The organism is Sulfurovum sp. XGS-02 (genome assembly GCF_023213175.1).
Classification (GTDB): Bacteria; Campylobacterota; Campylobacteria; order Campylobacterales; family Sulfurovaceae; genus Sulfurovum.
On sequence record NZ_CP093312.1, the window covers coordinates 554,241 to 568,193 of the forward strand.

16 protein-coding genes are annotated in these 13,953 nt (G+C 38.4%); 10 read left to right on the forward strand and 6 right to left on the reverse strand.

All coding sequences use genetic code 11. The features are described from left to right. Position 1: 1 nt before the first annotated feature. Both MN086_RS02785 and MN086_RS02790 read left to right on the forward strand, forming a co-directional pair. The gene (locus MN086_RS02785) at positions 2–490 is read left to right on the forward strand and encodes a DNA-deoxyinosine glycosylase (protein ID WP_248576535.1); all 489 of its coding nucleotides are present in this window, start codon (positions 2–4) and stop codon (positions 488–490) included. Further along, positions 490–1,356, forward strand: coding sequence for a symmetrical bis(5'-nucleosyl)-tetraphosphatase (locus tag MN086_RS02790; protein WP_248576536.1), 867 nt, complete (start codon positions 490–492; stop codon positions 1,354–1,356). The genes MN086_RS02785 and MN086_RS02790 overlap by 1 nt, the downstream gene beginning before the upstream one ends. Before the next feature lie 134 nt (positions 1,357–1,490). Here MN086_RS02790 and MN086_RS02795 read toward each other — a convergent pair whose 3' ends face one another. After that, positions 1,491–1,859, reverse strand: a complete 369-nt coding sequence (locus MN086_RS02795; protein WP_248576537.1) for a helix-turn-helix transcriptional regulator — start codon at positions 1,857–1,859, stop codon at positions 1,491–1,493. Between the two features lie 146 nt (positions 1,860–2,005). On the opposite strand from MN086_RS02795, the gene MN086_RS02800 reads away from it, so the two are divergent. The 3 genes from MN086_RS02800 to MN086_RS02810 are packed head-to-tail and all read left to right on the forward strand — an operon-like array spanning position 2,006 to position 4,765. Beyond that, the gene (locus tag MN086_RS02800; protein WP_248576538.1) at positions 2,006–2,401 is read left to right on the forward strand and encodes a thioredoxin family protein; all 396 of its coding nucleotides are present in this window, start codon (positions 2,006–2,008) and stop codon (positions 2,399–2,401) included. A gap of 18 nt (positions 2,402–2,419) precedes the next feature. After that, positions 2,420–3,391, forward strand: coding sequence for a rhodanese-like domain-containing protein (locus tag MN086_RS02805; protein WP_248576539.1), 972 nt, complete (start codon positions 2,420–2,422; stop codon positions 3,389–3,391). A 3-nt stretch (positions 3,392–3,394) separates the two neighbouring features. Continuing rightward, on the forward strand, positions 3,395–4,765 hold the full coding sequence (locus tag MN086_RS02810; protein WP_248576540.1) for a class I SAM-dependent methyltransferase: 1,371 nt from the start codon (positions 3,395–3,397) through the stop codon (positions 4,763–4,765). A gap of 21 nt (positions 4,766–4,786) precedes the next feature. On the opposite strand, the gene MN086_RS02815 is transcribed toward MN086_RS02810, so the two are convergent. Both MN086_RS02815 and MN086_RS02820 read right to left on the reverse strand, forming a co-directional pair. Continuing rightward, entirely contained in the window at positions 4,787–4,954 is a 168-nt protein-coding gene (locus tag MN086_RS02815; RefSeq protein WP_248576541.1) for a hypothetical protein, read from the reverse strand. Positions 4,955–4,978: 24 nt separating this feature from the next. Then, entirely contained in the window at positions 4,979–5,308 is a 330-nt protein-coding gene (locus tag MN086_RS02820; protein WP_248576542.1) for a hypothetical protein, read from the reverse strand. A gap of 152 nt (positions 5,309–5,460) precedes the next feature. On the opposite strand from MN086_RS02820, the gene MN086_RS02825 reads away from it, so the two are divergent. The 3 genes from MN086_RS02825 to MN086_RS02835 are packed head-to-tail and all read left to right on the forward strand — an operon-like array spanning position 5,461 to position 7,041. Then, positions 5,461–5,973, forward strand: coding sequence for a YeeE/YedE thiosulfate transporter family protein (locus tag MN086_RS02825; RefSeq protein WP_248576543.1), 513 nt, complete (start codon positions 5,461–5,463; stop codon positions 5,971–5,973). Beyond that, positions 5,970–6,578 carry a YeeE/YedE thiosulfate transporter family protein gene (locus tag MN086_RS02830; RefSeq protein WP_248576544.1) on the forward strand — a complete coding sequence of 203 codons (609 nt, stop codon included), beginning with the start codon at positions 5,970–5,972 and terminating at the stop codon, positions 6,576–6,578. Before MN086_RS02825 ends, MN086_RS02830 begins: the two co-directional genes overlap by 4 nt. Before the next feature lie 16 nt (positions 6,579–6,594). Further along, positions 6,595–7,041: a DsrE family protein gene (locus MN086_RS02835; protein ID WP_248576545.1), complete on the forward strand. Its 447-nt coding sequence runs from the start codon at positions 6,595–6,597 to the stop codon at positions 7,039–7,041. Positions 7,042–7,135: 94 nt separating this feature from the next. Here the strand turns inward: MN086_RS02835 and MN086_RS02840 are convergent, their stop codons facing one another. Then, positions 7,136–8,317 (reverse strand): glutathionylspermidine synthase family protein, encoded by a 1,182-nt coding sequence (locus tag MN086_RS02840; protein ID WP_248576546.1) that lies wholly within the window; start codon positions 8,315–8,317, stop codon positions 7,136–7,138. A 3-nt stretch (positions 8,318–8,320) separates the two neighbouring features. Continuing rightward, on the reverse strand, positions 8,321–8,911 hold the full coding sequence (locus tag MN086_RS02845) for a UPF0323 family lipoprotein (protein ID WP_248576547.1): 591 nt from the start codon (positions 8,909–8,911) through the stop codon (positions 8,321–8,323). 158 nt (positions 8,912–9,069) lie between these two features. Here MN086_RS02845 and MN086_RS02850 point away from each other — a divergent pair, with 158 nt between their 5' ends. Further along, complete coding sequence (locus MN086_RS02850) at positions 9,070–10,971, forward strand: alkaline phosphatase PhoX (protein ID WP_248576548.1); 1,902 nt, start codon at positions 9,070–9,072, stop codon at positions 10,969–10,971. Between the two features lie 75 nt (positions 10,972–11,046). Continuing rightward, on the forward strand, positions 11,047–12,732 hold the full coding sequence (locus MN086_RS02855) for a hypothetical protein (protein WP_248576549.1): 1,686 nt from the start codon (positions 11,047–11,049) through the stop codon (positions 12,730–12,732). A gap of 59 nt (positions 12,733–12,791) precedes the next feature. Here the strand turns inward: MN086_RS02855 and ftsZ are convergent, their stop codons facing one another. Further along, entirely contained in the window at positions 12,792–13,937 is a 1,146-nt protein-coding gene (ftsZ, locus tag MN086_RS02860) for a cell division protein FtsZ (RefSeq protein ID WP_248576550.1), read from the reverse strand. Between the last annotated feature and the right edge of the window lie 16 nt (positions 13,938–13,953).

A 13,953-nucleotide genomic window follows, 5' to 3' on the forward strand; every position in this document is an offset into this window, starting at 1 on the left:
AATGAGTGAAGTTTTAACACACCCTTTCAAACCTATCGTATTTAAAGATACCCAGACACTCATTCTGGGTTCTTTCCCCAGTATCCAGTCTTTTGAAAAGAATTTTTACTATGCCCATCCGCGCAATCAATTCTGGAAGATCCTTGAAAGTGTGACATCCTATCCTGCGAATACCCGTGATCAGAGGCTCTGGCTGCTTAAAGAGTCTAAGCTTGGGCTTTGGGATATGGTCAAAGGGTGCAGCAGAGAGAACTCTCTTGACAGCTCCTTGGAAAATGAAGAGGTCAATGACCTGGCTGCATTTTTGGAAGCACATCCTAGTATTACTAAATTGGCCTTTACAGGGAGAAAGGCAGAGGCACTTTTTAAAAGACATTTTTCACATCTGGGTATAGAAACAGTCTATCTTCCTTCACCCTCTGCAGCGTATGCAAAGATGAGCTTTGAGCAGAAAGTAGACGAGTATAAAAAAGAGTTGGGATACAGTTAATGGCAGTATGGGCAATAGGTGATATACAGGGGTGCTATCGTTCGTTTAGAGCACTACTGGAAAAGATACAGTTCGATGTTACGCAGGATAAACTCTGGATCGCCGGGGATCTGGTCAACCGAGGTGAAGGTTCACTGGAAACACTGGAATATCTTTACAGTATCAAAGAAAATGTTGAGATAGTACTCGGTAATCATGATATCACCCTCATAGCAGCATATTACGGTATCAAAAAATCCAATCCGACCATTGACCCTATACTTGGGTCACCTGAAGCCAAAAAGCTCATAGATTGGCTTAGAGGACAAAAGCTGCTGCATGTGGACTATCAGCTTGGCTACTGTATGGCCCATGCCGGTATCTCCCCTGAGTTTGACCTGGGTATGGCAATGAGGTATGCAAAGCGTGTGGAAGAGAAACTGCAGAGTGAGCATGCTGCTGTTTGGCTGGAACAGATGTTAAGACAAGGAAGCAACCGTTTTAACAGGAAGGCAAGCCTGATAGATATCGACCGTTACATCGTCAGTGCATTTACGCGTATGCGATTTTGCTATGGTGACCACAGACTTGATTTTGACCAAAAAGGTCCGCCAACAGATGAACTGCGAGAACAAGAGTTAAAACCCTGGTTTGAATGTGATTATCGTAAAGATATCCATCTTCGTATCATTATGGGGCACTGGTCCGCTTTGGGATTTTATGAAGATGAACATGTTCTGGCCCTGGATACAGGATGTGTATGGGGAGGAAAACTCACGGCTGCACGTATTGACAGTGATGAAGTGGAGATCGTCTCTGTGGAATGCGTAAAGAAAGATGAAAGTAAAGGAGAAGAACCTACTTCAGCAGATGCCCCACAAATGTAAATATATTTATCTTTCATTTCATTATAAAACATCCTATTATAGCACATTTTATAAGCTTCTGCACTTCTAATGCAAAACATAGTATATTCGTAGGTATTAAAAAAGAAGGATAATAAGGGAAAGTGGAGAATTTTTCATTTAGTATTATCAAATTGGAATACTACGCCTTTTTCATAATCCTCAACGAGCGTTTTAAAACATGAAGCTATTCCCTTCATTGTTTCTATATTAGGCTCAATATAAATTTTATTTTTGCTCTTTGTCATAGTGATGATCTGTGCATCTTTCAGCTCTTTAAGATGACGAGATATCGTAGGCAGTGCAAAATCAAATTGTTCGGCAATACTTGTAACACATGTAGCTTGAGCGATCATATCATCTTTGGGTTGGCTATCATCAATAGAACAGGCATAGCCACCCGTAAAAATGTTTTTAAATATTTTGAATCTTGTCTCGTTCCCCAGTGCTTTGAAAATCTTGATCTTATCTTCCATATTCAACATTATTTTATCCAACGTAATTTTTACATGATTATAACAAAATAAGATTATTTAGCAATTTAGACAACTAACTTTATTTTAAGTATCTAGTTTATACAATTATGGCGAATTTAGCAAATATGCTAAATAGATAAATATAAGGAAAATCAATGAAAAAACTCATCATACTTTTACTTATGACATTAGGACTCAATGCATCTGAAATCACTTGGTTTGAAAGTTATACAAAAGCAGCAGCAGTTGCCAAAGAAGAGAACAAGCCGATGTTACTCTTCATTAACAGGCCAGGGTGTGGTGCATGTGAGTTTATGAAAGAGAATGTATTTACAGATAAGATGATTTATACTTATGTTAATGAACATTTCATACCTGTATCTTTAGATATCAATAAAAACGATGCGCCTAAAGACCTACAATCAGAAGTGACGCCAACATATCATTTTGTGAAATATGATGGAACAAAAATAAGAGAGACACTTTTTGGTGGGAAGACAGGTAAATTTTACCTGAACATACTCAAAGACGCGGTTGCTGCGTATAAATAATGAAAAAAGGTATTCTTCATGTCAAATAAAAAAATCATCACTGCACTTGGTGCAACTATTGCAGCCTCATTGTGTTGTGTTACTCCTATACTCGCTGTTTTAGCCGGCTCTAGTACTTTAGCTTCATCTTTCTCTTGGTTAGCACCCTATCACAACTATTTGGTTGTATTTACTATTCTTGTTTTACTTTATGCCTGGTATGATAAATTGAAACCATTAAAAGAGGTTGAATGTGCGTGTGATGAGAAAGAAGGATTTTTTTCAAGTAAAACTTTTTTAGCTATAGTTACCCTGTTTGCTGTAATCATGCTCTCTTTTCCTCAATGGGGAGATAAGGTCTTTGTCTCAGCACCAAGTGCAAAGAGTTGTGCGACAGGCACCTGCGAAACTGAAGTAGGCTCAAAAAAAGAAGCAAAAGCAAATTCACTACCCTCTAAACAAGGAGAATCAGCCTGCGAGACAGAGTCAGACTGTAATAAAAAACCATTTAAAACTGTTGAAAACACTCTACATAGTAAAGTGCCAGAGGGAGAGCAGGCATTAAAAGTTTTTAATTATATGAAGAGAGAAAGAACAAATCCAACGCCTTACAAACAAGTAGCATGTACTGGAACAGGACTTGCGAAATTGGATAATTCAATTGCAGAAAAAAGAGAGATTATTGAAGAGATGCCTCCTCCTGTACTAAAAAAGTTATTGGATGATGAAGAGGAAATTGTACTTCTTGATGTTCGTGAAGCAGGGCATAAGAATGGGCAAACCATAGATGCATTCGAGAGTCATTCTATGACTTACGGGAAAGTACTTTTTAACAGCTTGAAAGTCTTACAAGATGAAGATGCAGTGATTGTCGTATATAGTAAGTTAGGGCTTATCAGTCTTTTTGCAGCAGCGACCTTAAAAGATTTGGGTTATAAAAATGTATACCATTTAAAAGGTGGATTAAAAGCTTGGGAACTTGCTGGGTACCCAACAGTAGATGAGGAATAGAGCATGGTAGATAACACTCAGATAATTGAGCTCTATACAGAGCTGGCAGAAAATCCCAATAAAGATTTTGGCTGGGACAAAGGTTTAGCAAACGCAAAAGCGCACGGTTATAAAGAGGAATGGATCAAGGCTCTTCCACATGAGATCTGGCAATATTGTGCTGCTGTCGGTAATCCTTTTAATGAAGCTGATATAAAAGAAGGTGATACTGTTTTAGATCTAGGTTGCGGTGCTGGCGTAGATGTTTTAGTAGCACGGTTGCATGTTGGGCAAAAGGGAAAAGCATATGGAGTAGATATTACTCCAAAGATGGTTGAACTTGCATCTAAACATGTAAAAACAGCAGGTTTTGAAAATGTTGAGATCTTAGAAAGCAGTTTTGATTCTCTCGATCTTGAAGATGAGAGTGTGGATGTAGTTATATCAAATGGTGCTATTAACCTAACCTCTTGTAAAGAGTCTGTATTTGCAGAGATTTATCGTGTGTTAAAACCAAATGGGAAAATTTATTTCGCTGATATGATAGATATTTCTGAGCCATCATGTTGTAATGTCGAGCAAAGCTTATGTTGTGAAAGTTCTGGTGAAGAAGATTGGGCAAATTGTGTAGCTGGAACACTGCATGAAAACGAACTTATAGAGTTGATTCAAAAATCTGGATTTAAAGATGTAGAGTGTACAGGGCATACGCACTATACAACGGCTGAAGCGACCAGAGGTGCGACATTTAGTGCTACAAAAATTCCTGCTGATGTGAGAAGAGAAAATCATTGGGATAGTTTATTTCAAAGTATAGATTACATGCAAGTACTTTGGCATCAAGTGCATCCCGGTAAATCTCTAGAACAGATCGAAGCCTTTGCGAAAAAAGATGACTGTATCATTGATGTAGGCTGCGGTGCATCTTTGCTGGTCGATCATTTGATCGCAAAAGGATATCGAAATATCTATCTGCTTGATGCAGCGAATGCATCTTTGGAGATCGTCAAAGATCGCCTCAAAGATGATGCGGACATTCCTATATATATATGTTCTGATATTGTCAACTTCCAACCGACACAAAAATGCAAAGTATGGCATGATAGGGCCATGTTCCATTTTCTGCTGAACAAACAAGACCGGATCAAATACTTTGACGTTTTGAATGATGCTTTACTTCCTGATGGTATGGCTATCATCAATACCTTTGCTACCGGAGGTGAAACCAAATGTGCCGGGTTGAACACTGCACAATATGACAGTAAAAAAATAGCCGAAGAACTCCCCAAAGGTTTATCTTTGGTAGATACAGAAAACTTTGATCATACCACGCCAAAACATACCAAACAAAAATATTGTTGTTTTTATATCAAGAAGGGTACAGTAGATCCCTAACTTCTTGTATGAAAAGGGATCTTATTTTTTATCTTTAGGCGGTATCAGTCTATTATCTTGACCCATGTGTTTTCTATATTCCAACTCTTTTGGATCTCTTCTCATAATATGAAAGAACATAAAGACATACCCGCCTACTACTATGGTCAGTACTATAAGAGAGAATATAATGATTTTCCAAAGCTCCATACGCCACTCCTTAGTGATTCATCTTTAATCATTACATCCGTTAGGCGGCACACCATCTTTTGCATACTTCACTGCATAGGCATAGATCTCTTTCCACCACTCTTTTTTGATCGTTTCTATTGGAAGGTTTGGACAAATATTTTTCGCCTCTTCCGGTAATTTACCATTCTCATAGATCTCTTCCCACTCTGCTTGTAAATGGTTTCTAGAAAACATGACACCTGAAAAGTTACATTTTTTGTAGAAATGCTTCTTGTATATGCGTTGTCCTTTTTTTACACCTGCCATAGAATTTGTCGGTATAGACATCGATATGAAGAGTGAAAGTGTTACAGCTCCGATTATTTTTCTCATAGGGTTTCTCCTTGATACGTTTTAATAAAAGTATATATTAAAAACGTTAAGTTAGGCTTAACGTTTTTAATTTCTCTCTAAGAAATATCTCTTTATAATAAAAACGTTAAGTTATAGTTAACATTTTTATAGATCTAAATAAAGGATAAATTATGCCTCGTTCAATACCCTGGTGGCTTGGTGGTCTCTTAATGGCTTTACTGTTTTATTATACGTTTTCTATCTGGGGTGCTGATCGTCCTATTGGTGCATCAACCGGAATGTCATATCTTGCTAATTTGATTTTTGATCTGGATCCAGAGCAGTATGAATATGCTGCGATCATAGAGACATCCGGTGCCTGGGAAGCTGTTATGCTTATCGGTGTATTTTTTGGCGGACTGTTTATGTCTACGGTTGTGACCAAAACATTTCATATAAGTTATATACCTACACTTTGGAAAGAAAGAAAAAACACTTCTGTTCCTTCTCGTATGGTTTGGAGCTTTATCGCCGGATTTCTTCTGATATATGGAGCGAGATTGGCTGGAGGCTGCAATGCTGGACATATACTATCTGGCGGTAGTCAATTGGCTGTCAGTGGTATGATATTTGCTGTAGTGGCATTAGGTACCGGGATGATCACCGGTAGGTTTTTTTATAAGAAAAAAAGGAAAAAAGGATGATTGATCATATCATTAAAATGTTCGATGTGGTAGCAGATCAAGAACACGGGTCCATAGTAAAGGTACTGCTTATAGGATTTGCTTTTGGGGCTATTATCTTATATTCACGTCTTGACAAATTTGAAAAGATGGCCGGTTTTATGATATTTGAGGATACGCTTGTTCCCAGAATGGCTATGACCACAGTAGCACTTTCAAGTGTAGGGTTTTACTTCCTTGTCGATTCAGGCTATGCAACGTATAATATCAAACCGACGATGCTGGGTGGGCTAATCATTGGTGGCATCCTCTTTGGGATAGGCTTGGTCATTTTAGGTAAATGTCCATCAGCATTTCTTGTTTCAGTTTCTGAGGGACGACTTGACGCATTGGTAGGTGTGATCGGCGGTATGTTCGGTGGTTATGTTTTTACTATTGGGTATCCCTATATACAGAAGATCATAGGACCTGATATGGGCAGGATCAGAGTACCGGATTTTTTTACAGAACATAGTCTGCTTATTGTAATCATTTTTAGTGGTATTTTACTGACCATTGCATTTTTGCTGCCGACTATAGAGTATGAAGACCCCGCTGATATAAATGCAAAAAATAAGAATAAATAACAGGAGCAATGTAATCATGAAAAAGTATATATTTTTAATCGTAGGTTTAGTAGGTTTGATACAGGCACAAGAGTACAAGTCCGTTTTTGATTGTAGTTCAGATAATGCCCGGTTTGTGATGTCACGTATGAACTTGATAGAAAGAACCATGGGTATGATCGAACAAAATGGTGACAAGGCAGACTTTGCCATTACACTGCATGGAGGTTGCGTTCCTATGGTCTCAAATGTGTATGATGAAATAGTGCCTGATGAGGATATGCCTTATATAAAAATGTCACAGGAGATCATTACACGATTGGCTCAAAAGAAAAAGGTGAAGATCATTGTCTGTGCCATGTCACTGAATGCAAATGCGATTGACAAGCAAGAAGTTTTGCCTTTTATCCAAATATCCAAAAACAGTTTTATAGATACTATCGGTTTGCAAAATAGAGGGTATGCACTTATGACATTTAAATAATGATATAAATCACTTTCAAAACCTTATAAACTAGAATGTTATAAGGTTTTAAAAAAGGATGGGTGATGTTGAGCGGTGTAGATTGTGTACCCGCTTACTGCTGAACGATATGCCCTACGAATTTAGACATATTATCCAGGATCCTTCCCCCTTTTCTAAAGCCAAGTCCACAGGCTTCATAGGCATAGAATACACCTGCCTGGTAGGATTGCCCCTGTGCATCTAACGGGAGCTCTGTATAAGCCTGGAAGACCATCTTGTGATTCTCATAGTCACCTTCCACACTTTCAATATTTTGTGCATGCTCATTTAAGATACTGACACTGCCTCCTTCTCTGCCGAAGACAGGTTTTTTCACCTGTTTTTTCCCTTCTAAGGGTTCAAAAGAACTCTCAAGGAGAAGAGGGTGGTTCGGATAGAGGTCCCATAGGATCTTGAGCAGCCCTTTGCATTGAAAAAGCAGTGTATAGGCAGGGTTGAAGATGATGGCCTTTTGGTTTTTGATAATATTTGTAAGGAGCATCGCCAGATCTGACTCTTCGAGTGCGATCTCTTCCCAAGGAATGAGCTTGAACCACAGTTCATAGTTCTTATCTTGATAAAAGATACCCTCATCCGGGGAGAACTCTATCTCATCAATGTAGGCAAACTCTGTGTTGAAACCCGCTTCTGTGGCAATATGCTGTAGAAGACGAACGGTATTTTCCTCTTCGGAATTCCCTTTGACAGAGGTAAAGAGAAAATTCCAGCCGTCATAACGCTCTTCAAATGTGGAGACATCTTCTTCCAGGGTCACCAAACGTTTAAAGTTGTCTATAAGTGCTTCATACAATGCATTGAACTGATGCGCTTCTTCAAGAGCATTCTTTTTGAGCATGGCCCACTGAATAATGGCCGTTTCAAACAGGGCAGTGGGAGTATCCGCATTGAATTCCAAAAGTTTGATAGGTTTTCCATCCACACCTCCGGCTAGATCAAAACGTCCGTAAAGATGCCAGTGTACATCATTTTCCCATGATGCTTTGATCACCTCTACAAGATTAAAGGGTATGCCTATCTCATGAAAGAGATTATTCTCTATAACATGTTCGGCTGCCTCTACAAACATGTCATAAAGTGTGTTGGTCGCATCATAATAGGCCTCAGCTTCCTCTTCAGAGATAATGACCAGTTTATCAGAGATATAGCTTGTGTCATCTCTGTCCGTGTGCCAGACAAAACCGAGCGATTCTAAATAGTCTGTGTCTAGAGGTGTGGTTTTCTGTAAACTCAGCATCTTTTAGCCACCAAAAAAACCGCCGGAACGGCTTGAAGTACTTTTACTACCAAAAAATCCGCTTCTTTTGGCACTTCTTTTTTTGGCTGCATCAAAACTTTTTTGACTTCTTGTATAGGTAGAGGGAGATTTATATCCTGCTTTTCTGTTGTTTTGGTAATTTTGGTTACCAAAAAGCTTGGAACCTATCCATGAACCGATTACTGCTCCAGCCATACTGGATAGAAGTATTTCTCCAAGACCCATGCCACCCTGTTGTGAGATTTGAGGATTTTGTTCTTTGGTAAGATTGGAAGTGCCGTTGTCGATCTTGGCTGCCTCTTCTGCTACAAGCGCATCCATCTCAGGCTTGGTCAATACACGCTCTGTACCATCGAGTTGCTTCAATATGATACGTGTCTCTTCTGCAGGAAACTCATCTTTGATCTGGTATCTACCAGGCGCAGTCTCTTCTATAATGACAAATGCATTTTGCGCTTTAGGCTCTTCTTGCTGTTGTTGGTTATTGCTAAAGCAACCTGTTATTCCAGTAGCCAAAAGCGTACCAAGGCCAGTTGCTGTTGCGATTGTGGAAAGTTTTTTTAAATGTTTCATGTTGTATCCATCCATATTATAATCGTGGTAATCATAGCAAAAAATGATTAATTTATATGTATGGTAAAATATTGTTGTAAGGTATTTTTTAATTTGATTTGGTTACATGAATGTAGCTGAATTATTATAGGTTTGTTATATTTTAAAGGAAAGATTCTATGGCAAAAATAATTATTTCAAAGGATCTTATAGTGCGTATAACAGCATTCTCTCTTGCAGCAGTTGCTGCAGTAGGTATGGCAATGAACGGTTGCAACAGCAACTCAACAACTACAGAAGCAGAAGTAAGTAGTATATCATTTGCTCCGGTAGCTATTTCAGCTAATGACAGTGAAAAATCAGTGATGAGAATTTCACCATCGATCACCGTTGGTTATGATGATAACACAAGTGTTACTTATGATCTAACATATAAAGAGTTGGCAAAGATGGGTGATACTATTGGTACAGGGAAAATCGGACGTATGACTGATATCAATGGTGATCCAATTTTAAAAGGTAATGATGAAGATATTTCAGATGGACCAGATGGAAATTCACTTATCTCAGTCGGAGGCAAACATTATTTAGTGACACATATGGAAGAGGCACCTGGAGAACTCTACAATACGGAAGTTAAAGTTGAAAATGGTGTTTTCTCAGCGGTTGATACAAAGCCGGTTGATCTTTCAGTAATGGGTGGAACGATCATTAACTGTGCATCTTCAAAAACAATCTATGGAAGTCACTTGGGTGGAGAAGAAGATTATTCTCTCAACTCCATATTTGCAGATCCGAATTCACCTTTCTATGTTGACTGTGCTTTAGATGGTACTGGAAATGATGTAGGCGGTGTAGCAAACTCTTTTTGTAAGTATGTAGACGGTATGAATAAATACTTAGGAGATGCAAATATAGATAAAACAAATGGCTATAATGGTGACAGTTTCTCTCCATACAATTATGGATATATTGTTGAAGTACAACCTCAAGCAGACGGATCTACTAAAAGTGCGAAACACTATGTCACGGGTAAATACACACCTGAGTTAGCAACAATGATGCCTGATGGTAAAACGGTTTATATGTCAGATGATGGTACAGCTAAAGGTTTGTGGAAGTTTGTTTCAGATACGAAGATCACAGATTTCAATGCAGATTGGGAGGGGACACTATATGCAGCCAAGGTAATACAAACATCTGCCCAAAATGGCGGTGAATTTGATATTTCATGGATAGAACTTGGTCATGCAAAAGACAGTGAAATTGAATCAATAATCAAATCTAAAATGAAAATAACAGATATCTTTGAAATTTCTAAACCAGATGTAAATGGAGTATGTGCTACAGGTACAAAAGTATATGAAGATTCTACAGTTGAATGTCTTACACTTAAAGCAGGCCAAGAGACAGCTGCAGCATTCATGGAAACAAGAAAGTATGCAGCACTCAAAGGTGCAACAATCGAATTTAGAAAAGAAGAAGGTCTTACCTATGATGCAGATAAAAATGTACTCTATATTTCAATGTCTGAGATAGCAAAGAGTATGGAAGATAATTATAAAGGATTAGAACCGATCAATGATATCAGACTTGCATCCAATATCTGTGGTGCTGTGTATGAGTTGGCATTAGACAACAGTTATAGCGGGACATCTATGAAAGCGGTAGTGGTTGGACAACCTTTAGATGTAAATGATACTTATGCGGATGAGTGGTCATGTCATCCAGACAGTATCTCAAATCCTGACAATATCACTTACATTGGGCACAATACACTGCTTATCAGTGAGGATACAACAAAACATGTGAACAATATGAGTTGGGCATACAATACACAAACAAAAACGATGACAAGAATCGCTTCACTTCCTATCGGTGGAGAAGTTACTGGTGTAGATACAGCTGTTGTAGAAGATAAAGGCATTTTACTTATTAATACACAACATCCATTCAAGGACAATCCAAAAGCAGCAGATGGCTCTAAGCCAAACACCGCCTTGCTAGAAGCTGCAACAGATGATCAGTTAAAAGCAACGATCGGATATTTTGATGGTCTTCCAGCAGATATCTTTGAGTAAAGCATAATAGATATTGATGTGATTGGCATCCTGTAGTTAACAGGGTGCCTTTTATTTTTTTATTTCAGGACAATAATGAAAAGAACTATTATTTTATTGACACTACTTCATTTCTTTGTAGGTTGTGGTAATAACTCTACATCAAATATATCTTCAGTACAGAGTTATATCCAGAATTTAGAAGTTGAGAATAATATCAGTTATGAGGAAATAATGAACACAAGAGGTTCCTATATTACTTCTATGTGTTACACAAAAACGATCGATCAAACTACAAATACTGTTTTTAATCCATGCTATAGTTGTCATACGAAAGGTAAAATCCCAAATTATTATAATGATACCAATCTGCAAATGGAGTATAATTTTCCTGCGGAAGTGATGAAAAATCCATTTATGAATCTTTTTAAAGATAGAAGCACGAAGGTTGCATTCATGACAGATAGTGCTACTTTAGCATATGTAAGACAATCCAATTATTTGAATCATGAAGGAGAGATATTACCGACACAGGAACTTCCTATAGAGTGGAAAGGATATAGGCCTGACTGTTATTTTCATTTTGATGATGATGGATTTGATAAAGATCCTGAAGGTAAGTATACAGGTTGGAGAGCTTTTCGATATTATCCATTTTTAGGTACTTTTTGGCCAACCAATGGTTCAACTGATGATGTACTTATAAGACTCGATACCATTTTCAGACAAGATGAGAAGAATACATTTAGCAAAAAGATCTATTCGCTCAATTTAGCCATTGTAGAAGCATTGATAAAACAAAAAGAGATAGTACTTCCTTCGACCATAGATGAGAAGGTCTATGGTGTAGACCTTAATAGCAATGGCCTGTTAGATACAGCTTTTAGTATCTCTCCAATGGTTGAAAGTTATGTAGGTTTGGCAAAATTATATCTTGGAGAAAATAAAGTACATTTGGCACAGGGACTTTTCCCTGAAAATACAGAGTTTTTACATTCTGTAAGATACATAGACTGGGATGATGATAAAGAACAGATAGCTCTTTCAGCAAGAATGAAAGAACTACGTTATGCCAAAAAATATGCATGGAAGCGCTATGGAGAGATTGAAAGAGCAGCCCAGTCAGAATTTTTGGAAGCACTTGCACTTGATAACAGTACAGCAACTATGGCTTTTTTCAAGGGAAATTATGAAGAGGGATTACGAAATGAAATAGGATGGGTCTATCAAGGATTTATAGAAAATAAATCAGGAATACTAAGACCTCAGACACATGAGGAAACGATAGCTTGCATGGGATGCCATTCACATCTTGGAGCCACAACAGATTCTACATTTGCATTTGCCCGTAAATTTGAAGGGAGTAAGAAAGATGAAAATGATTATGGATGGAATCATTGGAGTCAAAAAGGGCTTGATGGGGTCAAGGAACCATTAGTAGAATATCTAAATGATGGAAAACAGTATGAATACAGTTTCTACTTACAAAATAACCATTCTGCAAATGAATTTCGAGACAATGATGAGGTACAACGTAAATTCTTTGATGCCAATGGAAGCATCAAGAAAGATATACTCAAGGCATTAAATGATGATATAACACTGCTACTCTTTCCTTCAAAAGAACGCGCTTTATCTTTAAATAAAGGGTATAAAGCAATCGTAGAGGAACAGAGTTATATCTATGGAAGAGATACACATATAAAACCACTGAAGCATCTCTATAAGGTGATAAAAGAGGGACAGGTAACAGGGATAAAAAAACCTATAGTAAGGCCTTGATTACACTAAAGAGAGATGGAAGGGTCTCTCTTTAAAAGGGAGGGAAAAATCAATGGCTATTAATCCATCTGCTTTCTAAGGAAAGTAGGTACATCCAAGATGTCTTCATTGTCACCATTGTATCCACCCACAACCATTTTGCTTCTTACCGTATTGATGTCACAGGTATTGGCATTCAACAGTGTCTTTTGTTTCGTCACTGTTGGTTCAGGTACGGCATTTTTATCTTCAAATCCTGTAGCAACGATAGTGATCTTCACTTCGTCAACAGCCATGTTTTCATTGGTCGTTGTACCAAAGATCACAGAAGCATCCTCATCTGCACTCTCTTCAACAATACTCATAGCTTCACCAATTTCCATAATAGGATAGTCAGGATGGATGTCAAAGTGTACAAGTACACCCATCGCACCGTCGATAGAGATGTTGTCAAGCAGTGGAGACTCGATCGCAGCTTTTGCTGCATCATAGGCTGCATTTGTTCCCGTACTGTATCCTGCACCCATGAGAGCAAGACCTCTGTGGCTCATTACCGTTTTCACATCGGCAAAGTCAAGGTTGATATCATTTTCCCCGTGAGAAAGAATCACTTTAGAGATACCACCCACAGCTTGAGCAAGAATATCATCTACCATTCTAAAGCTCTCTTTGATACCAAGGTTCTTCTCAACGATAGAAAGTAGTTTTTCATTCGGTACGACAATGATCGAGTCACTCTCTCTTTTGAGTTCTTCTAAACCTTCTTTTGCAAGCTTTGTTCTTTTTCTACCTTCAAACTTGAAAGGGCTTGTGACGATAGAAACAGTGAGTGCACCTACTTCTTTTGCAGCCTGTGCAATGATCGGTGCCGCACCTGTACCTGTACCTCCACCAAGACCTGCAGAGATAAAGACGATATCAGACCCCTCAAGCATCTTTTTGATATCCTCAAAACTTTCAAGCGCAGCTTCTCTTCCTTTGTCCGGAAGCATCCCTGCACCCAGTCCTCTTGTTGCATTGATACCCAATTGCATTTTGTATGGTGCCAAAGAGCTGTCCAGTGCTTGTGCATCTGTATTGGCAACGATCAGGTCGATCGTGTTGATCCCTTCACTTATCATATGATTGATCATGTTACCACCGCCGCCACCGACGCCGATAGCTTTGATTTTTGCCCCGTTTGTGTGACATTTCGTTTCAACGATATCTATTTCAAACTCTTCCATGTGTTCCCCCTTTATT